General features: G+C 72.8%; 20 protein-coding genes. 13 read left to right on the plus strand and 7 right to left on the minus strand.

Going from position 1 to position 20,989, the window contains the following annotated elements; all coding sequences use genetic code 11:
- On the plus strand, positions 1 to 1,089 hold a 1,089-nt coding region (locus tag ACLBYE_RS22130), incomplete at its 5' end, for a Gfo/Idh/MocA family protein (protein ID WP_447695802.1).
- A gap of 81 nt (positions 1,090 to 1,170) precedes the next feature.
- Here the strand turns inward: ACLBYE_RS22130 and ACLBYE_RS22135 are convergent.
- On the minus strand, positions 1,171 to 1,314 hold the full coding sequence (locus ACLBYE_RS22135) for a hypothetical protein (RefSeq protein ID WP_020095037.1): 144 nt from the start codon (positions 1,312 to 1,314) through the stop codon (positions 1,171 to 1,173).
- A gap of 570 nt (positions 1,315 to 1,884) precedes the next feature.
- Here ACLBYE_RS22135 and ACLBYE_RS22140 point away from each other — a divergent pair.
- Together ACLBYE_RS22140 and ACLBYE_RS22145 are read left to right on the plus strand one after the other, a co-directional pair.
- On the plus strand, positions 1,885 to 2,316 hold the full coding sequence (locus tag ACLBYE_RS22140; protein WP_447695803.1) for a helix-turn-helix domain-containing protein: 432 nt from the start codon (positions 1,885 to 1,887) through the stop codon (positions 2,314 to 2,316).
- A gap of 239 nt (positions 2,317 to 2,555) precedes the next feature.
- Entirely contained in the window at positions 2,556 to 4,127 is a 1,572-nt protein-coding gene (locus tag ACLBYE_RS22145) for a putative bifunctional diguanylate cyclase/phosphodiesterase (RefSeq protein WP_447695804.1), read from the plus strand.
- 37 nt (positions 4,128 to 4,164) lie between these two features.
- On the opposite strand, the gene ACLBYE_RS22150 is transcribed toward ACLBYE_RS22145, so the two are convergent.
- The gene (locus ACLBYE_RS22150; RefSeq protein ID WP_447695805.1) at positions 4,165 to 5,067 is read right to left on the minus strand and encodes an MBL fold metallo-hydrolase; all 903 of its coding nucleotides are present in this window, start codon (positions 5,065 to 5,067) and stop codon (positions 4,165 to 4,167) included.
- A gap of 243 nt (positions 5,068 to 5,310) precedes the next feature.
- Here ACLBYE_RS22150 and ACLBYE_RS22155 point away from each other — a divergent pair, with 243 nt between their 5' ends.
- The 4 genes from ACLBYE_RS22155 (at position 5,311) to ACLBYE_RS22170 (ending at position 8,350) form a co-directional block, all read left to right on the plus strand.
- The gene (locus tag ACLBYE_RS22155; protein WP_447695806.1) at positions 5,311 to 5,976 is read left to right on the plus strand and encodes an SCO family protein; all 666 of its coding nucleotides are present in this window, start codon (positions 5,311 to 5,313) and stop codon (positions 5,974 to 5,976) included.
- 88 nt (positions 5,977 to 6,064) lie between these two features.
- Positions 6,065 to 7,654 (plus strand): glucan biosynthesis protein, encoded by a 1,590-nt coding sequence (locus ACLBYE_RS22160; protein WP_447695807.1) that lies wholly within the window; start codon positions 6,065 to 6,067, stop codon positions 7,652 to 7,654.
- Positions 7,655 to 7,743: 89 nt separating this feature from the next.
- Positions 7,744 to 7,974, plus strand: a complete 231-nt coding sequence (locus tag ACLBYE_RS22165; RefSeq protein ID WP_447695808.1) for a hypothetical protein — start codon at positions 7,744 to 7,746, stop codon at positions 7,972 to 7,974.
- Positions 7,975 to 7,978: 4 nt separating this feature from the next.
- On the plus strand, positions 7,979 to 8,350 hold the full coding sequence (locus ACLBYE_RS22170) for a hypothetical protein (RefSeq protein ID WP_447695809.1): 372 nt from the start codon (positions 7,979 to 7,981) through the stop codon (positions 8,348 to 8,350).
- A 9-nt stretch (positions 8,351 to 8,359) separates the two neighbouring features.
- On the opposite strand, the gene ACLBYE_RS22175 is transcribed toward ACLBYE_RS22170, so the two are convergent.
- A complete protein-coding gene (locus ACLBYE_RS22175; protein WP_447695810.1) occupies positions 8,360 to 8,626 on the minus strand; it encodes a DUF6894 family protein in 267 nt (88 codons plus the stop codon).
- A gap of 418 nt (positions 8,627 to 9,044) precedes the next feature.
- Here ACLBYE_RS22175 and ACLBYE_RS22180 point away from each other — a divergent pair, with 418 nt between their 5' ends.
- Positions 9,045 to 9,347, plus strand: coding sequence for a DUF6894 family protein (locus ACLBYE_RS22180; RefSeq protein WP_447695811.1), 303 nt, complete (start codon positions 9,045 to 9,047; stop codon positions 9,345 to 9,347).
- On the opposite strand, the gene ACLBYE_RS22185 is transcribed toward ACLBYE_RS22180, so the two are convergent.
- Positions 9,329 to 10,048 carry a Crp/Fnr family transcriptional regulator gene (locus ACLBYE_RS22185; protein WP_447695812.1) on the minus strand — a complete coding sequence of 240 codons (720 nt, stop codon included), beginning with the start codon at positions 10,046 to 10,048 and terminating at the stop codon, positions 9,329 to 9,331. The two genes, ACLBYE_RS22180 and ACLBYE_RS22185, sit on opposite strands and share 19 nt — an antisense overlap.
- A gap of 450 nt (positions 10,049 to 10,498) precedes the next feature.
- On the opposite strand from ACLBYE_RS22185, the gene rpoN reads away from it, so the two are divergent.
- The 4 genes from rpoN (at position 10,499) to ACLBYE_RS22205 (ending at position 16,817) form a co-directional block, all read left to right on the plus strand.
- Positions 10,499 to 12,073 (plus strand): RNA polymerase factor sigma-54, encoded by a 1,575-nt coding sequence (rpoN, locus tag ACLBYE_RS22190; RefSeq protein ID WP_447695813.1) that lies wholly within the window; start codon positions 10,499 to 10,501, stop codon positions 12,071 to 12,073.
- Between the two features lie 75 nt (positions 12,074 to 12,148).
- On the plus strand, positions 12,149 to 13,525 hold the full coding sequence (gene glmU, locus ACLBYE_RS22195; RefSeq protein ID WP_447695814.1) for a bifunctional UDP-N-acetylglucosamine diphosphorylase/glucosamine-1-phosphate N-acetyltransferase GlmU: 1,377 nt from the start codon (positions 12,149 to 12,151) through the stop codon (positions 13,523 to 13,525).
- Positions 13,526 to 13,671: 146 nt separating this feature from the next.
- Positions 13,672 to 15,498 carry a glutamine--fructose-6-phosphate transaminase (isomerizing) gene (gene glmS / locus ACLBYE_RS22200; protein WP_447695815.1) on the plus strand — a complete coding sequence of 609 codons (1,827 nt, stop codon included), beginning with the start codon at positions 13,672 to 13,674 and terminating at the stop codon, positions 15,496 to 15,498.
- A gap of 167 nt (positions 15,499 to 15,665) precedes the next feature.
- Positions 15,666 to 16,817: a M20 family metallopeptidase gene (locus ACLBYE_RS22205; RefSeq protein ID WP_447695816.1), complete on the plus strand. Its 1,152-nt coding sequence runs from the start codon at positions 15,666 to 15,668 to the stop codon at positions 16,815 to 16,817.
- A 4-nt stretch (positions 16,818 to 16,821) separates the two neighbouring features.
- Here the strand turns inward: ACLBYE_RS22205 and ACLBYE_RS22210 are convergent, their stop codons facing one another.
- The gene (locus ACLBYE_RS22210; protein ID WP_447695817.1) at positions 16,822 to 17,817 is read right to left on the minus strand and encodes an aldo/keto reductase; all 996 of its coding nucleotides are present in this window, start codon (positions 17,815 to 17,817) and stop codon (positions 16,822 to 16,824) included.
- Positions 17,818 to 17,910: 93 nt separating this feature from the next.
- On the opposite strand from ACLBYE_RS22210, the gene ACLBYE_RS22215 reads away from it, so the two are divergent.
- On the plus strand, positions 17,911 to 18,798 hold the full coding sequence (locus ACLBYE_RS22215; RefSeq protein WP_447695818.1) for a LysR family transcriptional regulator: 888 nt from the start codon (positions 17,911 to 17,913) through the stop codon (positions 18,796 to 18,798).
- 14 nt (positions 18,799 to 18,812) lie between these two features.
- Here ACLBYE_RS22215 and ACLBYE_RS22220 read toward each other — a convergent pair whose 3' ends face one another.
- Entirely contained in the window at positions 18,813 to 19,943 is a 1,131-nt protein-coding gene (locus ACLBYE_RS22220; RefSeq protein ID WP_447695819.1) for a serine hydrolase domain-containing protein, read from the minus strand.
- A 143-nt stretch (positions 19,944 to 20,086) separates the two neighbouring features.
- A partial coding sequence (locus ACLBYE_RS22225; RefSeq protein ID WP_447695820.1) for an FAD:protein FMN transferase occupies positions 20,087 to 20,989 on the minus strand: 903 nt, incomplete at its 5' end.

Consider the following 20,989-nt stretch of genomic DNA (forward strand, 5'->3'; position numbering starts at 1 on the left):
CTAGCCATGGCACAGACCGTCTCGTGGGGCGTCCTCGGCACCGGGGTCATCGCCCAGCGCTTCGTCAGCGACCTTCTGGGGCGCCCGGACGCGCGCCTCACCGCCGTCGGGGCGCGGAGCACCGGGAGCGCCCAGGCCTTCGCCGCGGCCTTCTCCCAGGCGTCCGGCACGCCGGCCGCCGTCGCCGGCGTCGAGGCCCTGGCCGCGCGGCCGGATATCGACATCGTCTACATCGCCACGCCCAACAGCGACCACGTGGACAGCGCGCTGGCCTGCATCGAGGCCGGCAAGTCGGTGCTGATCGAGAAGCCGATCGCGCTCACGGGCGGGCAGGCGCGGCGCATCGCGGAGGCGGCGCGGCGGAAGGGCGTCTTCTGCATGGAGGCGATGTGGATGCGCTTCACGCCCGGCGTCGTGCGGGCCAAGGCGATGCTGGAGGCGGGCGAGATCGGCGATCCCCTGCATCTCGACGCCCGCCTGTTCTTCCCCCGCGCGCCGAACCCGCCCGGACGGACGGACGATCCGGCCGAAGGCGGGGTGATCCTCGATCTCGGGGTCTACCCCGTGTCGCTGGCACTCCACCTGTTCGGCGCGCCCACCGAGGTCTCGGGCGTCGGCGTCGATCGGGGCGGTGCGGCGGCGCAGCAGGCCGCGCTCGCGCTCGGCTGGAACGCCAGGACGGCGACCCTGAGCTGCGGCTCGACCGGAGAGGCCGACAACGCCGCCGTGATCGTCGGCACGCGCGGCCGCATCCACCTGCACCGGCAGTTCCTGTGCCCGCCCTTCCTGACGCGCGTGCGCACCGCGGCCGCGCCGGCGCCCGCCGACCGTGCCCCGCCGCGCCGCCAGGCCGTCGGCCGGCTGGCCTTCGCGAAACGCCTCCTGCAGCCGCTGGACTTCCGCCGCGTCGCGCTGATCCCGACGCCGTACCTCGGGTTCGGGCTGCGGCATCAGATCGACGAGGTGCATCGCTGCCTGCTCGCCGGCGCCCGCGAGAGCCCGATCATGCCGCTCGCGGACAGCATCCGCACCCTCGACATCCTCGATCGCGTCCGCGCCCGGCCGCAGCCGCTGGAGGCCGTCGCCTAGGAGGAACGTCCGGACCGGGCGCCCGTGCTCGCGCGGATGATCCGTCCGGGCAGGTCGCGGCGCCGTTGCCGACGGTCGAGGTCAGGTCGTCTTCGTCGCCTTGGCGGGAGGCAGCCTGCGCAGGATCCGCGCGATATGCGCGCGCAGGGCCGACGTCTCGGATCCCGGCCCGGCCTGCCCGGCGGGTTCGGCTGGCTCTTGGAGGGTGACGAGAAGGTCGGTCATCGACGAGGGCGCTGTGATGGGAGACCGACTCTACCGTCGAGCCTGGCCGGTGAATACATCATTTCATAGATTTTCTCGACCGGGACTTAAAGTGTTTAGGCCGGCGATAGACGCGGCCCGATGTCGGAAACAGGGGTGCGTGTCCCGCCGGCCGCGACATTCACGCCGGTGAATTGCATCGCCGATGTCTTGACGGAGACCCGCGGGCGCAGTCCCACCACAATGCCGGCCGCATCACATATCCGTCACCGTCCGCCACGACGATCGGAGGCCTCGGTACTTTACCACCCCTTCGACCGATCTCCGATGTATCGTCGCGCACGGCGACTGAGAGGCTGCCGTAGCCGGCGAAGACAGGCGCAGGAGGGAAACCGTCTGCGCGCTGCGTGACGGATACAGTTGACCATTGCGGTTTCACCGTCCCTGGGCGTACAACCAACAGCCAAGCCATGCGTCCAGTGCAACTAGGAATTGCGCAACTTATTGGTGCGCTAAGCAGTTTTCGGTTGTGTTTTTTTCCGCGACTCTGGGTAAATCCCACCCATCCAGCATGCTGAAGGTTTCCGTTCGATGTCGTCCTCCCCGAAGCCCAAGTCCGCCACCGAGACCGATCGCTCGATCGGCGGCCGCATCGCGGCGCTCCGCGTGGCACAGGGCCTGAGCCAGACCGATCTCGGTCAGGCCATCGGCGTCAGCTTCCAGCAGGTTCAGAAGTACGAGAAGGGGCGCAACCGCATCGGCGCAGGGCGTCTTCAGGCCATCGCCGACCTGCTCAGGGTGCCGGTGGACACGTTCTTCGCGGACCCGCGGGACAACGGCGGCGGACGCGTCGGACCCGCGGCCCTGTTCGAGGATCCGAAGGTCATGGAACTCGTTCTGGCCTTCACCAGCATCACCGACGAGACGACCCGCGGCGGGATCCTGTCGATCGTCAAGGCGGCCGCCACCCTCCAGGAGAGCCGCGCGGCCGCGCCGCGTCCGGACGCCGTCGACGAGGCGTGACGGCGCGGGTCCGGCGCGCGAACGCGGGCGGCACCGCCGGCGCGGCCCTGGCCATCTCTTCCCGCGACGGGACATACCGGCGCCCCCGAGCCGCGCGCAGCGTGGCGGCGCGCTTTAAGCCAAATTAAACCAAGACAAAGACCCGTAAAGATGTAGAGAAGCTGCCGCGTCCGGAGCTGATCTACAGCGCATGAGCGGACGGCATGCTTCGCTCTGACGTTGGAAATCGGGTCCTGACCATGCCGATCGAGACGTCGAGAGCCTGGGGCCGCGGCGAGCTGTACGAGACCCTGTGCCTCCTCGTGATCGGCGTCGGGATCTGGTTCGTCGGCGTCACGCTCGGGACCTTCGCGTATCTGAACAGCGTCGTCGTCACCTACAACCTTACCGACCTGCTGCTGCTCGCCGCCTGCATGGGCGTGGCGCAGTGGGGCGCCAGCATCCGCAAATCGATCATCCTCCGGCGGCTCATGCTCGAGCGCGCCGCCGCCGCCGCGCAGGCCGAGGCGATCGCCCGGCACGACGGGCTGACCGGCCTGGCGAACCGTCGCCGCTTCATCGACGCCGTGGAGCGGGCGCACGCGCCGGGCGCCGCGGACGCGGCGGTGCTCCTGATCGACCTCGACCGGTTCAAGCCGGTCAACGACCTCTACGGCCACGCGGCCGGGAACGCGGTCCTGTGCGCCGTGGCCGAGCGTCTCCAGAAGCTCGTGCCGTCGGGCGGCCTGGCGGCCCGGCTGGGCGGCGACGAGTTCGCCATGCTGGTCCCGCTCCGCTGCGAGAGCGAGGCGCTGCGGCGCCTCGCCCAGGCGGTCATCGCGCGCATCGCCGAGCCGGTGACGTGGAACCAGAACGACCTGAAGGTCGGCGCCACGGTCGGCGTCGCTGCGGTGGCGGCCGAGCACGGGGACGCCGACGCGATCCTGCACGCGGCCGACCTCGCCATGTACCAGGGCAAGAAGGACGGGCGCGGCAATGTCCGGTTCTTCCGCAGCGCCATGGACGCGGAGTTGCGCGCCCGCGCCCGCATGGAGACGGAACTTCGCCTCGCCATCGAGACGGGCGCGATCGAGCCCTTCTACCAGCCGGTGGTGTCGCTTCCCGAGAAGGAGATCGTCGGGGTCGAGGTCCTGGCGCGCTGGCGCCACCCGACCCGCGGGGTGGTGGGCCCGAGCGAGTTCATCCCGGTGGCCGAGGAGACCGGGATGATCGCGGATCTCAGCTACTCCCTGATCCGCCGCGCCTGCTTGGATGCCCGGGCTTGGCCGCCGCACCTGATCCTCGCGGTGAACATCGCCCCGCAGCAGTTCCAGGACGCGTGGCTCGCCCAGCGCATCCTCGGGATCCTGACCGAGACCGGCTTCCCGCCGCAGCGCCTGGAGGTCGAGATCACCGAGAGCGCCCTGATCCAGGACCTGGAGGCGACCCGGACGACCCTGCTGTCGCTGCGCGAACTCGGCGTGCGCATCGCGCTGGACGATTTCGGAACCGGCTATTCCAGCCTGTACCACCTGCGCGAACTGAAGTTCGACAAGCTGAAGATCGATCGCAGCTACGTCGACGCCATCACGATGAGCGACGAGCGGGCGAAGCTCGTCGACGCCATCATCAAGCTCGGGGCGAGCCTCGGCCTCTCCACCACCGCCGAGGGGATCGAGACCGACGCCAGCCTCGACTGGCTCTCCGAACAGGGCTGCCATTTCGGCCAGGGCTACCTGTTCGGCCACGCCATGCCGAAGGCCGAGATGGACGGCGTGCTCGCCGCCACGAGATCCCCGGCCCCGTTCCAGGATCTCGCGCGGGCCTCGTGAGGCGCGGGACGCCGCCCGCGCGGCCGCAACGCGCCGGTCAGCGCGGCGCCCGGTAGGCGGAGCCGTCGGCGGCCCCGAGCGGGTTCTCCACGAACCGGCCCGTCTCCGGGACCGCCACCCGGTCGAAGTCCGCCGCCAGGGCGTCGAGGGCGCGGCGCATCTCGGGCCCCTGCAGCGGCCGGCCGTGTCCGGTGATGACCCGCTCCGGGGCGAGCGCGGCGAGCGCCCGCACCGACGCGCGCGCCGCCGGCCAGTCGATCGTCAGGTACATCGGCGGCCCGTGCAGCTCCGGCGCCTGCGTCGCGACCGCGTAGGCGGATTCCTGCGCCGTCGTGATGAAGGCGTCGCCCGCGATCAGCGTCCGGTCGGCCTCCCGCCAGAACGAGACGTGGCCGGGCGCGTGGCCGGGCGTGTGGATCCAGCGCCAGCCGGGCAGGGGCGGCACCGAACCGTCTTCCGGCAGGGGGCGGAGCCGCCCGGAGACGTCGACCGGGCTCGTCGGGAACAGCGGCGACAAGCGGCCCAGGAGCCCGCCGCCGACGCTCGGATCCGGCGTCGGGTAGGCGGCGCTGCCGTCGAGATAGGGCCGCTCCAGGGCGTGCGCGTAGACCGGGACGTCCCAGTCCTCGGCGAGGTCCTGCAGGACGCCGACATGGTCGAAATGGCCGTGGGTCAGGACGATCGCGGCCGGCCGGGCGCCTGCGCCGAAGCGGGCCCGGGCCGCGGCCTCGATCCCGCGCTTGGCGCCGATCACGCCGGCATCGATCAGGACCCAGCCCCGGTCGCCCGCGCCGGGGGGCCCCACGAATACGACGTTGACCAGGACGTGGCGCTGGTAGGCGACGTCGTCGGTGATCGCGTGGGTGGCGTCGTCCCGCTCGGCGTCGCGGCGGGGATCGTCGGCCCGGGCCTGCGGGTCGACGGGGATCTGCTGGGCCATCTGGGGCGGCTCCCGTGCGCGGTCGCGGATGGGACGGTCGGGCTCGCGGTCCGGGTGTCCCGGCGCCGGTTGGCGCGAGCGCCCGTACCCTGGCCAACCGGCCTCTCCCGGGCGTGTTCCTGACGTCGTCTCCTCTCCTGATCCGGCCCCGCACGGGGCGCCGCGGCCTCACGCCTGTCGACACGGACCCCATATTGGCGGCATCGATACCGGCCGCCCCGACGCGCCGTCGAAGGTCACAGCATGGCACCGAGCCCTCTCGCCCTCATCGCCTCCGCCGCCCTCGTCGCCGTGATCGCCACCGGCACCGGGGCGATCGTCCTCCAGCAGGGCTCGCGGTTCAGCCATTCCCGGAAGGTCGGCGGCCCGTTCACGATGGCGGATCTCGACGGCCGCCCGGTGACCCAGGCCGACCTCCGCGGCAAGCCGTCCGTCCTGTTCTTCGGCTTCACACACTGCCCGGACGTCTGCCCGACGACGCTCGCGACCCTGGCGTCGGCCCTCGGCCGGATGGGCCGCGACGCGGACCGCCTCAACGTCGTCTTCGTCACCCTCGACCCGGAGCGCGACACGCCCGACACCCTGCGGGCGTACCTGGCCTCGTTCGACCCGCGGATCCGCGGCTTCGTCGGCACGCCACAGCAGGTCGCCCGCATGGCCGACGCCTACCACGTCGCCTACAAGCGCGTGCCGACCAAGGACGGCGACTACACGATGGAGCATTCCGCGACGGTCGCGCTGTTCGACAGGACCGGCCGCATGGTCGGCGAGATCGGCTACGGCGAGGACGAGGCCAACACCTTCGCGAAGCTGATCACCCTGGCGCTGCCGGGGCAGTGCCCGCCGGGGGGCGGCGCCAACCTCTGGACCACCGACGGCAGCACCGGCAGCTGCGGTCCGCGGAGCTGAGCCGCGGCCGGGAAATTGCGCCGCCGCGCCGGCGTGGCTAGAGGGCGGCGCGGGTCGCGAGGCCCGACCGAATCCGGGGGATTCCAGCTTGATCACGCGCCGCGTCCTGACAGCCATCGGGCTCCTCGCCCTCGCGCCGTATCCCGGCCTCGCCCGGGCCGCCGGCGGCGGGCCGCGCCTCGCACCGCCCGAGCCGATGGACCTCGACCGGCTGAAGGACCTCGCCCGGACGCTGCGGGACCGGCCCTACGCGTCGCCCCCGGAGGCGCCCGCCTCGGCGGCCCTCGACGCCCTGACCTACGGGCCGCTCCAGGAGATCCGCTACCCGCCGGGCCACGCCCTGTTCGCCGACAGCCCGTACCCGGTGACCTTCTTCCATCTCGGCAACTTCTTCCGCCACCCCGTGAAGGTCTACGCCCTGGAGGGCGGGCAGGCCCGCGAGGTGCTCTACGGCCACGACCTGTTCACCTACCCGCCCGGCAATCCGGCCAAGGACGTCCCCGATGGGGCGGGCTTCGCGGGGTTCCGGTTCCAGAAGGCGCCCGCGGGCCAGCCGGGCGACGACGGCGACTGGCTGGCCTTCCTGGGCGCCTCCTATTTCCGCGCCGCCGGCGACGGGGCGCAGTACGGCGCCTCGGCCCGGGGCATCGCCATCGACACGGCGCCGGGCCCCGGCAAGACCGAGGAGTTCCCGGTCTTCACCCGCTTCTACGTGAGCCCGGCCGCGGACGGCGCCGTGACCGTGCTGGCGCTCCTGGAGGGTCAGAGCCTCACCGGCGCCTACCGGTTCGTCGCCCGGAAGGAGCCGCACGTCGTCATCGACGTCGCCTGCACGGTCTACATGCGCAAGGCGGTCGAGCGCTTCGGCATGGCGCCCCTGACCTCGATGCTCTGGTACTCGGAGGGCATGAGCCGCTTCCTCGCGAGCGACTGGCGCCCCGAGGTGCACGATTCCGACGGCCTGCTGATGCAGACCGGCGCCGGCGAGCTGATCTGGCGGCCGCTCAACAACCCGCCCCGCCTCAGCGTCAGCGCCTTCGCGGACCGGTCGCCGAAGGGCTTCGGCCTGCTCCAGCGCGACCGCGCCTACGAGAACTACATCGACGACGGCTTCGAGGAGAACCGGCCCGACATCTGGGTCGAGCCGCAGGGCGATTGGGGCCGCGGCAGCGTCCAGCTCGTGGAGATCCCGACCCATCAGGAGACCGACGACAACATCGTCGCCCTCTGGGTGCCGGACGACGCGCCGCAGGCGGGGTCGGACCGCAGCTTCGCCTACCGGCTGCGCTGGACCGTCAAGGAGCCGGTCGCCACCGACCTCGCCCGGTGCGTCGCGACCCGGGCCACCAAGGCCGCGTGGCTCGCGGATGCCGACAGGCGCCCGGGCCGGGCCAACCTCGTGCGGCAGTTCGTGCTGGAATTCGAGGGCGCGGCCCTGTCGGGCCTCGATCCCGAGAAGGCGACGGTCGCGCTCACCCTGTCGCGCGGCAGCGTCGACGAAGTGGGCGCCACCTGGGCGCCCTACGGCAAGCCGAGCCCCTGGCGGGTCTTTCTCAAGGTCTACGCCGAGGGTCCGGATCCGGTGGAGATGCGCCTGCAGCTGAAATCCGGGGACCGGCTGCTGTCCGAGACCTGGGCCTACCAGTACTACCCGCAGGCACCCGGCACGGTGCTGTGAGCGCCGCCGCCGGATCTCCGGTCACCCGGACAGGTCCGGCGCCGGGCGGGCGCGACCCGGCCCGGCCCATCGTCGCATCGGAGACTGCCATGCCCGGCGAGACACCGCACGGTCCGCACCTCCCGGAGGCGCTGACGCGGCTCCTCAAGGCACCCCGGGCGGCGATCTGGCCGACACCGGAGGACCGGAACCGCCTGCGCCCCGGCCGGTCGCGACCGCGGCAGCCGAGCCGCGCCGTGCTGGGTGTCTGGATCTGGGCGATCCTCTACAACGTCCTCGGCTTCGCGATCCTCGCGGCCCTGTGGTGGACGATGCGCTGACCCGATGAGCCGACACGCCCCGATCCCCGCCCGAGCGATCCTCGCGGCCATCCTCCTGCTCGGCCTCGCCGCCGCCCCCTCCGCGGCGCAGAGCCAGGGGGACGCGCTCAACGCCGACGACGGCACCGGGGCGGTCAAGGTCTGCTCGCCCGTGGCGATGCCGCGCTGGCGGTCCATGACCCCGGTGCCGAAGACCTGGACCTTCCTGGACTGCATGGGCTTCGCGGGCGAGATGGGCGCGACCCACTTCCAGCTCGGCTGCCTCTTCGCCAACGTCACGCCCCACGCCCAGAAATACGCCTGGGGCGCGATGGTGCCGATCGAGAAGTCGGCCATGGCCAAGGCGCAGCCGCCGATCCCGAATTGCGGCTGGTAGGGCCCGCGCTCAGCCGTCGGCGGGCTGCCAGTCTAGGTCGAGGGTGAGGCGGGCGCGGAAGACCGTGCTGCCGGTCGCGTCGCGGACCCGCGCCTCCAGCACCAGACCGGCATCTCCGGGGGCCGGCCGGTCCGCCCGGACGCGGAGCCGGTCATGCACGGCCTCGATCAGGGCCTCGGTCGCCGACAGGCACGCCGCGTGACGATCGGCGAAGGGCAGCCCCTCCTCATCGAGGGACAGGCCGCGGTCGTCGGTGAAATCGGTGAAGTAGCGCATGGCGCAGAACCTCACGGCCAGCTGAGGAGCGTGCGCCGCGACCTGAGCGATGTCGTTAACCTGTGTGTGGGCACCGCACGGCCTCGCACGACGGGCCGCCGGATCCTCGCGCCGCGGCCCGCGCGGAGAACGCGGTCGCGCGGGCCGCGATCCGCCCGCCCTCGGAAAAATGTATGAGTGTGGACAGACGCCGCGCCTGCGGCACGGACAGATCGGGCCCCGAACCCTCTGCACGAAAGTACGATATGGCCGGCGCGGTGGGCCCGGTACCCGTGGGTGCGCGAACTGCCGCAGCCGCCCTATCGCGGGCCGCCCTTGCGCGGCCCGCCCGTCTCGGCGGACACTCGGCGGCCGGTAACCCGCGCGGCGTGGTTCACGCCGATCCGACACGCCGCTCAGGCCCGAGACGCCGTTCCCGATGGCGCGGCACGCGGTCCTCGACGGGCGCTCCGAAGGCCCGCTGGCCGATCCTCGAAGGGGATGTGACCTGCCCCGCTTCTTCCTCAACGTCCGGCGGCACGGCACGCTGATCGCCGATCGGGAGGGCGACGAGCTGCCCGATCGGACGGCGGCCGAGCACCTCGCGCGCGACATCCTGCGCGAGATGCGCCGCCTGCCGCATGTCTACGGCGCGCCGCGCGGCTGGCGCGCCGACACCTTCGTGATCACCGACGAGGCCGGCGCAGTGGTGGCCGAAGTCCCCTACGCCAGCGTGCTCTGAGGCCGCCGCAGCGGGCCGATCAGGCGCTCGTACTCGGCCTCGGCCGGGCCGTAGGTCTGGCCGGCGGCCTCTTCCAGGCGGGTGCGGCTCAGGACCCGGATCCGGCCGCGCCGGGCCCGGATCAGGCCGGCGCCCTCCAGGGTGTGGATCGCGACCGTGACGGTCGGGCGGCGCACGCCGAGCATGATCGACAGGAACTCGTGCGTCACCGACAGGTCGTCGCCGTCCTGCCGGTCGTGGTACATGAGGAGCCACCGCGCGAGCCGCTCCTCGGCGGGCGCGCCCGCGTTGGCGATCGCGGTCTGGGCCACCTGGACCAGGAAGGTCTGGACGTAGCGCAGCAACAGGTTGCGCAGCGACGGGCTGGATCTCAGCGCGTCGCGCAGGGCCGGCACGGAGATCCGGCGCCCCCGGCCGGCGACCTGCATGAAGATCTGGTACGGGATCGTGTCGGTTCCGAGCAGCAGCGCCGGCGTGGCCATGCCGTCGCGTCCGAACAGGCCGACCTCGATGCGGCCGCCCTCGGCGAGGGTCGACACCACCGAGCACAGGCCGGTGTCGATGAAGACCGCGTGCGGGATCGCGGCCGCCGGCTCGACGAGCACTTTGCCGAGGGGCAGGTCGATCGCCTCCAGATGAGGCCCGAGCAGTGCCCCATCCGCCTCGGATAGGGCGGCCAGGAGGCGGTTCTGATGCGGCATCGGCAAACGCGTACGCAGAGGTCGATCACCGCGCTCCGACACTCGTGCGGGAACCGCGGCGCACCCCAGAGCCATGCTCGGATCAACACGCAATAGCGAGCGGATATTGCATCTAGCAGGGGAAGGGTCTGCAATCAGACAAAGCTTTGCCGGCGGATTCCGGATGTCCCGGCAACCGCGCGCGGATGAATGCGCAAACCTTCCTTTAAGATCTGCCCGCAGACTGCCGGGTGGCGGATCGGGATGTGACCGGGGTGCGGCGCGTCCCGCAGCGCCGAGCATTTGCCACGAGCACTGGCACCAGCACTTGCCAACAGCGGCGTGCACGGTCGCGCTTTGACGCGCGGGTCGGATCGCGTTACAGAAAGTGCGACGGAACAAGCAAGAACCATGCCGTGAGCAGCGTGGCTCCGGCTGGCGAACCGCGCCGGAAGGGCATCGGGGCTTCGCATGAGTTTGGTGCAACGGCTGGAAGTGCGTCAGGGCCAGGCCCTGGTGATGACGCCGCAGCTCCTTCAGGCGATCAAGCTTCTCCAACTCTCGCACCTCGATCTCTCGGCCTACGTCGAGGCCGAGCTGGAACGCAACCCGCTGCTGGAGCGCGCCGAGCCGGACCTGCCGGGTGCGGGCGACGCCGCCGAATCGGGCAGCCATGCCGAGGAGTCGGGGTCCGACGGCTTCGACGCGCCGGAGCCCGACTCGTGGCTCTCGGCCGACCTCAATCCGAGCCGCGGCGAGATCGAGAGCGACTTCGACACGCGCCTCGACAACGTGTTCCCCGACGAGAGCCCCGTCCAGGCGCGCGAGGCGGGCGGGGGCGACATGCTCTCGCTGACGCCCCCGCCCTACGGCAGCACCGGCGGCAGCTTCGACGCCGAGGCGCCCGATTTCGAGGCGACCCTCACCGCCGAGACCTCGCTGCGCGAGCACCTCGCGGGCCAGCTCGACCTCGCGACCCGGGATCCGGCCGAGCGGCTGATCGGCGGCTTCCTGATCGACGCCGTCGACGAGGCCGGCTACCTGCGCGAGACGGTGGAGGGCGTGGCCGAGCGGCTCGGCGCCGACCCGGCCCTCGTCGGCCGGATGCTGGCGCTGGTCCAGACCTTCGACCCGCCCGGGATCGCGGCGCGCGACCTCGCCGAGTGCCTCGCGATCCAGCTGCGCGAGCGCGACCGGTTCGACCCGGCGATGCAGGCGCTGGTCTCGCGGCTCGACCTCGTGGCCAAGCGCGACTTCGCGGCCCTGCGCCGGCTCTGCGGCGTCGACGACGAGGACCTCGTCGACATGCTGGGCGAGATCCGCCGCCTGGATCCGAAGCCCGGCCGGGCCTTCGGGTCGAGCGCCGTCGAGGTCCTTGTCCCGGACGTGTTCGTGCGCGCCGCGCCGGACGGCTCATGGCTGGTCGAGCTGAACAGCGAGGCGCTGCCCCGGGTCTTGGTGAACCAGAGCTACTACGCCCGCGTCTCGCGCAACGCCGCCGCGGAGGGCGACAAGGCCTTCCTGTCGGAGGCCCTCCAGAACGCCAACTGGCTGACCCGCTCGCTGGAGCAGCGCGCCCGCACCATCCTGAAGGTCGCCACCGAGATCGTCCGCCAGCAGGACGGTTTCTTCGTCCACGGCGTCACCCACCTGCGGCCGCTGAACCTCAAGACCGTGGCCGAGGCGATCGGCATGCACGAATCGACCGTCTCGCGGGTCACCTCCAACAAGGCCATCGGCACGAGCCGCGGCACCCTGGAGATGAAGTACTTCTTCACCGCGGCGATCCCCGGGGCGGCCGGTGCGGCCGCCCACTCCTCCGAGGCGGTGCGCCACCGCATCAAGCAGCTCGTCGACGGCGAGACGCCGGACGACGTGCTGTCCGATGACGCCCTGGTGCAGAAGCTGCGCGGGGAGGGCGTCGACATCGCGCGGCGCACGGTGGCGAAGTACCGGGAATCCCTCCGGATCCCGAGCTCGATCGAGCGCCGCCGGGAGCGGTTCGCCCACGGTTCGGGCCAGCACGTCGCTCTGGCGCTGCGCTGATCGGCCCGGACGGGGTTGCGCCGGGCGCCCGTCCGGCCCATCCGTCTTGGCCTTCGATCGACGCCTGGACCTGCGATGACCCCGACCGGAACGCCCTCGCGCAGCCTCACCGCCATCGTGCTCGCGGCCGGGAAGGGCACGCGGATGCGCTCGGACCTGCCGAAGGTGCTGCACCGGATCGCCGGGCGCAGCATGCTCGGCCACGTCCTGGCCGCCGTTCAGGCGGCGGGCGCGGGCCGGATCGCCGTGGTGGCCGAGCCCGGCCGCGACGACGTCGCCGCCGAGATCGCGCGGGCCGCCCCCGGCGCCAGGGTCTTCCCGCAGGCCGAGCGCCTCGGCACCGCCCACGCGGTGCTCGCCGCCCGGGAGATCCTGGCCGACCCCGACGACGACGTGGTGATCGCCTTCGGCGACACGCCGCTCGTCTCGGCCGACACCTTCCTGCGCCTCCGCGCGCCCCTGGCCGACGGCGCCGCGGTGGCCGTGCTGGCCTTCGAGACGGCGACGCCCTCCGGCTACGGGCGGGTGCTGACCGAGGGCGACCGCGTGCTCGCCATCCGCGAGGAGAAGGACGCGAGCGCCGCCGAGCGGGCCGTGACCCTGTGCAATGCCGGGCTGATGGCGCTCGCCGGACGGCACGCCCTGGCGCTGCTCACCCGCATCGGCAACGACAACGCCGCCGGCGAGTACTACCTGCCCGACGCGGTGGCGCTGGCGGTGGCCGACGGGCTGCCCGTCACGGTCGTGCCGGTGGACGAGGCCGAGGCGCAGGGCGTGAACGACCGGGTGCAGCTCAGCGTGGCGGAGGCCGCGATCCAGGCGCAGCTGCGCCGCGGCGCCATGCTGGGCGGCGCCACGCTGATCGCCCCCGAGACGGTGTTCCTCAGCCACGACACGGTGCTGGGGCGCGACGTGATCGTCGAGCCCAACGTGGTGTTCGGCCCCGGCGTGCGGGTCGCGGAGGGCTGCACCGTGCGGGCCTTCGCGCATCTCACCGAGACCAGCCTGGAGCCGGGCGTGAAGATCGGACCGTTCGTGCGGCTGCGCGGTCACGCTGTTCTGGAGGCCGGCGCGGAACTCGGCAATTTCGTCGAGCTGAAGAACGCCCGGATGGGGGCCGGCGCCAAGGCCGCGCACCTCACCTATCTCGGCGACGCGGAGGTCGGCGCCAAGGCGAATATCGGCGCCGGCACGATCACCTGCAATTACGACGGCGTGCTCAAGCACCGGACCACGATCGGCGCGGGGGCGTTCATCGGCTCGAACTCGGCCCTGGTCGCCCCCGTCTCGGTGGGGGAGGGCGCCTACGTCGCCTCCGGCTCGGTGATCACCGACGACGTGCCGGCGGACGCCATGGCGGTGGCCCGGGGCCGGCAGGCGGTGAAGCCGGGCTGGGCCAGGGAGAAGCGCGCGGCGCTGCAGGCCGAGAAGGCGCGGCGCGGCAAGGCGTGAGGCCGGCCAGGGCGCGCGAGCGGGGCTGGCCCTGCGCCGTGCCGATCCGGTAGAAGTCCCGCTCGGCCCCGCACGGCGCGGGGCGGCCCGGACCTTGCGCACGACCTGCGCGCGGCCATCCGGGCGCGACAGCGAGAGACACTCCTATGTGCGGCATCGTCGGCATCGTCGGGCGCGACGCGGTGGCGGGGCAGGTGATCGAGGCCCTGCGGCGGCTCGAGTACCGCGGCTACGATTCCGCCGGCATCGCCACCCTGGAGCACGGCCGGCTGGCGCGGCGCCGGGCCTCGGGCAAGCTGGTCAACCTGGAGGCCAGGCTCGCCCAGGAGCCGCTCACCGGCACGATCGGCATCGGCCACACTCGCTGGGCGACCCACGGCCGGCCCAACGAGACCAACGCCCACCCGCACGCCACCAAGCGCCTGGCCGTCGTGCACAACGGCATCATCGAGAATTTCCGCGAGCTCAAGCAGGAGCTGAAGGCCGACGGCGTCGTCTTCGAGACCGAGACCGACACCGAGGTCGTCGCCCAGCTCGTCAGCCGCAACATGGACCGGCAGATGGGGCCGGTGGAGGCCGTGGCCGCAGCCCTGCCGCGGCTGCGCGGCGCCTTCGCGCTGGGCTTCCTCTTCTCCGGCGAGGAGAACCTGCTGATCGGGGCCCGCCACGGCGCGCCGCTGGCCATCGGCTTCGGCGAGGGCGAGACCTACCTGGGCTCCGACGCCCTGGCGCTGGCGCCGTTCACCGACGCCATCACGTATCTCGACGAGGGCGATTGGGCGATCCTGACCCGGGGCGGCGCCGAGATCCGCGACGCGTCGGGCGCCACGGTCGAGCGCGCCCGGCAGACGATCGCCACGCAGGCCTACCGGATCGACAAGGGCGAGTACCGCCACTTCATGGCCAAGGAGATCCACGAGCAGCCCGAGGTGGTGGGCCGCACGCTCGCCCACTACGTCGACATGGCGCAGGGGCGGGTGGCACTGCCCGAGGCGCTGCCCTTCGACTTCGCCAAGCTCAGCCGCGTCTACATCACCGCCTGCGGCACGGCCTACTACGCGGGGCTCGTCGCCCGGTACTGGTTCGAGCAGGTGGCGCGCCTGCCGGTGGAGATCGACGTCGCCTCCGAGGCCCGCTACCGCGAGGCGCCGCTCGAGAAGGACGGGCTGACGCTGGTCATCTCGCAGTCGGGCGAGACCGCCGACACGCTCGCCTCGCTCCGCTACGCGAAGTCCCAGGGCCAGCACACGCTGAGCGTGGTCAATGTGCCGACCTCGACCATCGCGCGGGAATCCTCCGTGGTGATGCCGACGCTGGCGGGGCCGGAGATCGGCGTCGCCTCCACCAAGGCGTTCTCGTGCCAGCTCACCGTGCTGCTCTGCCTCGCCATCGCGGCGGGGCGCGCCCGCGGCACCCTCGACGCGGCGGGCGAGCGGCGGCTGATCGACGGCCTGATCAAGGCGCCGGGCCTGATGGCCGAGGCGCTCACCCACGAGGCGGCGATCGAGGGTCTGGCCCGGGAGGTCGCGAAGGCGCGGGACGTGCTCTATCTCGGCCGCGGCACCAGCTACCCGATGGCGTTGGAGGGCGCGCTGAAGCTCAAGGAGATCAGCTACATCCACGCCGAGGGCTACGCGGCGGGCGAGCTGAAGCACGGGCCGATCGCCCTGATCGACGAGAGCGTGCCGGTGATCGTCATCGCGCCGCACGACGCGGTGTTCGAGAAGACCGTCTCGAACATGCAGGAGGTGGCCGCCCGCGGCGGCCGGATCGTGCTCATCGGCGACGCCAAGGGGGCCGCCGAGCACGGGCTCGACACGCTCGCGACCTTCACCATGCCGGCGCTCGACCCGACGGTGGCGCCGATCGTGTACGCGGTGCCGATCCAGCTGCTCGCCTACCACACGGCGGTGTTCATGGGGAAAGACGTCGACCAGCCGCGGAATCTGGCCAAGTCGGTGACTGTGGAATAGCCGCCGCCGATCGCACCCACGTGCGGTTCGGAAGCGGCGCCGTCTTCGCGAGCGGAGCGAAGCGATCCCGTCGGCGCCACGTTCACGAAGTTCGCGCGACCCTGGGTTGCTTCGCTCCGCTCGCGATGATCGTCCCGCAATCCCGTTGATCCCGGTACGAGGCCCCCATGACCGCCCATGACACCGACGTCCTCCGCTGGCTCGACGGGCAGGAGGGCGCGATGCTGGCGCTCCTCGAGGAGCTCGTGAACATCGATTCCGGCTCCTACGACAAGCCGGGCGTCGACGCGGTCGGAATCCGCATCGCGGAGTTCCTCGCCGGCCACGGCATCCCGGTCGCGACGATCCCGGTGGACGGCTACGGCGACGCGCTGAAGGCGAGCGTGGCCGGATCGGGCGGCGGCAACCGGCCGGTCGTGCTCATGGGCCATCGCGACACCGTCTTCCCGAAGGGGGAGCCGGCGCGGCGGCCGTTCCGGGTCGCCGACGGCCGCGCCTACGGGCCGGGCGTCGCCGACATGAAGGCGGGCCTCGTGATGAACGCCTTCGTGCTGGCCGCCTACCACCGAGCCGGCGGCGCGCCGGTGCCGCTCGTCGGCCTGTTCACCAGCGACGAGGAGATCGGCTCGCCGGCCTGCCGCCCGATCATCGAGGAGACCGCCCGGGGCGCCCGCGCGGTGCTGAATTCCGAGCCGGGGCGGCCGACCGGCAACGTCGTCACCGGCCGCAAGGGCGGGGTGTTCATGCACCTCGAGGTGCTCGGCAGGGCGGCCCATTCCGGCGGCAACTACGCCGACGGGCGCAGCGCCATCCTGGAGCTCGCCCACAAGACCGTCGCGCTCCACGCGCTCACCGACCTCGACCGCGGCACCACGGTGAATGTCGGCCTGGTCTCCGGCGGCCAGTCGGTGAACACCGTGGCGCCCCGGGTGACCTGCGAGATCGACCTGCGCTACGTGACCCCGCCCGACCGCGAGGCCGCCATGGACCGGATCGCCGCGATCGTGGCCGGATCGACGGTGCCGGACACGACCGCGCATCTCACCATCAAGGGCGAGTTCCTGCCGCTCGTGCAGGACGAGGCCTCGCGGGCCCTGTTCGAGACCTACGCAAGGGTGAGCGCGGAGGGCGGCAACCCCGTCACCGGCGAGTTCGCCGGCGGCTGCGCCGATTCGGGCTTCACCGCCAGCGTCGGCTGCCCCACGCTCTGCGCCGTGGGCCCGTTGGGCGGCAAGGCCCACTCGCCCGAGGAGTACCTGGAGGTGGGAAGCCTCGTGCCGCGGGCGCGCGCGGTGGCCGAGACCATCGCGGCGCTCTGACGGCTCAGAGGCCGACCATCGCCAGCCCGGCGGCGCCGTAGCGGTCGCCGGTCACCGCCCCGGCGGGCATCGCGTCCGCGATGGCCCGCAGGTCGGCCTCGGCCAGGACGAGACCGGCCGCCGCCGCGTTCTCCTCGAGGTTCCGGATCTTGCGGGCGCCCGGGATCGGCACGATGAAGTCGCCCTGGTTCAGCACCCAGGCGATGGCGAGCTGGGCCGGCGTCACGCCCTTGTCGCGCGCCAGGGCGGCGAGCGTGTCGAGCAGCCGCTGGTTGGCCGCGAGGTTCTCCGCCGCGAAGCGCGGCATCGTGCGGCGGTAATCGTCAGCGGCGAGGCTGTCGCGGTCGCGGATCGCGCCAGTCAGGAGTCCGCGCCCCAGGGGGCTGTACGGCACGAAGCCGATCCCGAGTTCGCGGCAGGTCGGCAGCACCTCGGCCTCGGGGTCGCGGCTCCAGAGGGAGTACTCGCTCTGCACGGCGGCGATGGGGTGGACCGCGTGGGCCCGCCGGATCGTGGCCGCGCCGGCCTCGGACAGGCCGAGCGCCCGGACCTTGCCGGCCCGCACGAGATCGGCCATGGCGCCGACGGTGTCCTCGATCGGTACCGCCGGATCCACCCGGTGCTGGTAGAACAGGTCGATGACGTCGACGCCGAGGCGCCGGAGCGAGGCCTCGCAGACCGCCCGGACGTGCTCGGGCCGGCTGTCGACGCCGATGATCCGGTCGGGACCCTGGCCGGTCTCGGAGATCTTGAACCCGAACTTGGTGGCGATGATCACCCGGTCGCGGACCGGCGCCAGGGCCTTGCCCACCAGCTTCTCGTTCTCGAACGGGCCGTACATCTCGGCCGTGTCGAAGAGGGTAATGCCAAGGTCGACGGCGCGGCGCAGCGTGGCGGTGGCCTCGCCCTCGGGCTGGCCGCCATAGGCGTAGCTCATGCCCATGCAGCCGAGGCCGAGGGCGTAGACGGTGAGTTCGGTTCCGAGTCGGCGGTGATCCATGCGGGCCTCCCGTGATGCGGGCCGGACTTCGCACGGGGCGCCGGCGGCGATAATCCGTGACCTGCGGCGCAGGCTGTTCTATGCGGCTCAACAGTGAGACGCGCCGACCTCCCCGCCCTGTCGCTCTTCGCCGCGGTCGCGGCGCGCCGGAGTTTCCGCGGCGCCGCGCGCGATCTCGGGCTCTCGGTCTCGGCGGTGAGCCACGCGATCAACGGCCTGGAGGCGAGCCTCGGCGTGCGCCTCCTCGCGCGGACGACTCGCAGCGTCGCCCCGACCGAGGCGGGCCAGCGCCTGCTCGACGGGCTCGAGCCCGCCCTCGCGGCGATCGCCGACGCCATCGAGGTGGCGACGGCCGCGGAGCGGCGGCTCACCGGGACGCTGCGGATCTCGGTGCCGCGGTCGGCCGCCGAGATGCTGCTGGTGCCGCTCGCCGTCGCCTTCACCCGCGCGCATCCGGGCGTCGAGATCGAGATCCGCGCGCAGGACGGCTTCCGCGACATCGTCGCCGAGGGGTTCGATGCCGGCGTCCGCTTCGCCGAGAGCCTGGACCAGGACATGATCGCGGTGCCGCTCGGCCCGCCGCAGCGCGGCGCGATCGTCGCCGCGCCGGACTATCTCGCCCGCCACGGAACGCCCGCGGACCCGCAGGACCTGCACCGGCATGTCTGCGTCCGGCGCCGCTTCCCGAGCGGCGGCCTCTACCTCTGGGAACTCGAGAAGGACGGGATCGCCCAGTCGATCCCGGTCACCGGCACCCTCGTCCTCGACGATGACGGACTGGTGGCCGAAGCGGCGCGCGGCGGCGCCGGCCTCGCCTACCTCTTCGAGGCGCAGGTGGCGGCCGACATCGCGGCCGGCCGCCTGATCCGGGTCCTCGACGCGTGGTGCCCGCCCTTCCCGGGCTTCTTCCTCTACTACCCGAGCCGCCTCCAGATGCGGCCGCTGCTCCGGAGTTTCGTCGATCACGTCCGCGGCCGCTAGCGCCGCCGGCCCGCCTAGGGGCGCAGGGCCGCCACGAGGCGCAGCAGGAAGCCGTCGAGGGCCGCCTTGTCGATCCAGCGCAGGACCGCCACGAGGTCGTGCTCGGGATCGCACCAGATCACGTTGTTGCCCGCCCCGAGGGCGCTGAAGGCCGAGGCCGGCAGCTGCGGCCTGGCGGCCGCGCCGCGGTTCAACCACCAGAGGTAGCCGTAGCTGTCGAGGGTCGGAGAGGGCGTCAGCATGGCGCGGATCCAGCGCTCCGAGAGGAGCTGCCGCCCGTTCCAGGCGCCGCCGCGGGCGACGAGGAGGCCGAAGCGCGCGTGGTCGTCGGCCCCGATGAACAGGCCGCCGCCCCAGTGGCCGCCGCCGGGGACCGACTGGACCCGCGCGCCGTCGACCGCGACCCAGGCCGTGTCGTAGCCGTGCCACGCCCAGTCGCGGGAGGCGCCGATCGGATCCATGATCCGCTCGCGGAGCACCTCCGGGAGGGCCCGGCCGAAGCGGCGCATCAGGCAGTACGACAGCAGGTTCACCCGGACGTCGTTGTACTCGTAGTAGGTGCCGGGGCGCCGCAGCGCCCGCGCCTCGCCCTTGCGGCTGTTGTCGGCGCCCGGGCCGATCTGCCGGAAATGATCGACCTGATCGGACTTGCCGAACAGCGTCCCCTGCCACTCGCTCGACTGCTGCAGGAGGTGGCGCCACGTGACCGCGCCGTTGTGCGGGCCGTCGAGGAGCGGGTCGGGGACGCTGTCGCGCACCGGCGCGTCGACGTCGGGGATCAGGCCGTCGTCGTGGGCGAGGCCGGCCAGCACCGCGAGGTAGCTCTTGGCGATCGAGAAGGTCATGTCCGGACGGGCGGTGTCGCCCCAGGCGGCGACGCGCCGGCCGCCCTTCAGGATCACGCCCGCCGGGCCGCCCCGCGGACGCACCGGCCCGTCGATGGCGCTCCAGGGCCCGGTCTCGTTCCACTCGACGATCCCGACGTAGCGCCCGTCGGGATAGTACAGGCCGCGCGGCCACGCGCTCTCGTGGGCCTCCGCGAAGCCGACCGCCTCCGCGAGCCGCGCGGCATCGAGCCCCGCCGCTTCCGGGTCCTGTCCCGCCCAGTCATCCGTCGGCCAGTACGGCCCGGTCGCTTCGGTCACGCGCGTCTCCTGACGGTCCTCTCCGGTCCGGGCGCATGCAGGGCCTGCGCCGCGGATCGGATTCTCCGTAGAGCCATCGGCCCCGCCAGGGCAGGGCGCGCGCCGCGGTTCGGGCCTCGCCCCGCACGACGGGGCCGGATGTGTCAGCCCTTCCCGGTGAAGCGCACGGCGCAGCCCGGACGGGCCGCGACGAGGTCCGCGCCGCGCGCGCGGCCCAGGACCATGCAGGCGGTCGACAGCCCGTCGGCGACGAGCCCCGTCGGCGCGGTGACCGTCACCGACGACAGGCCGCGCGGCGACCGGCCGGTGGCCGGATCGAAGATGTGGTGGTCGGTGCGGTCGTCCGAGAAGCTCATGTTGTAGTCGCCCGAGGTCGCGGCGAAGCCGGTGAAAGGAGCGATGACGGCGGCGATGTCGCCGGGATGGCGGGGATCGGCCAGCCCGAGGCGCCAGGGCGCGCCGTCCGGATGCGCGCCGGCGGCGCCGAACTCGCCGGTATCCACGAAGGCGTCCGCGATGCCGCGCGCCCGGAGCGCCGCCATGACCTGGTCGGCGGCGTAGCCCTGGATCAGGGCGTTCAGCGTCAGGGCCGTCCCGGGCTCCAGGACGATCCGGTCCGTCGCGACCCGCACGCGCCGCCAGCCGACCCGCGCCAGGGCTCCCCGCAGGGCCTCCGCCCCGGGGCGCTCGCCGCGGGCGGCCGCGCCGGCCCAGAGCGGCCAGAGCGGCTGGACGGTCGGGTCGAAGGCGCCGCCGGTCTCGGCCGCGAGGGCGAGGGCGAAGCGCAGCAGGGCGAGCAGGTGCGGGTCGGGCGCCTCGAGGGAGCCGTCCCGGTTGAGACGGGCCAGGGCGCTGTCGGCCCGGAACAGGCTGGCGGCCGCCTCCACGGCGCGCATCGCCGCGAACCCGTCGTCGAGCGCGGCCTCGACCGCGGACGGGTCGGACCCGGCGGCGGTGAGGGCCACGGTGGTGCCGAAGGCGAGGCCGGCGCGGGTGCGCAGCGCCAGCCCGCGCGCCGCCGCGGCGGCGCGGAACGCCGCGACACC

The sequence above is a fragment of the Methylobacterium sp. A52T genome (assembly GCF_053346095.1).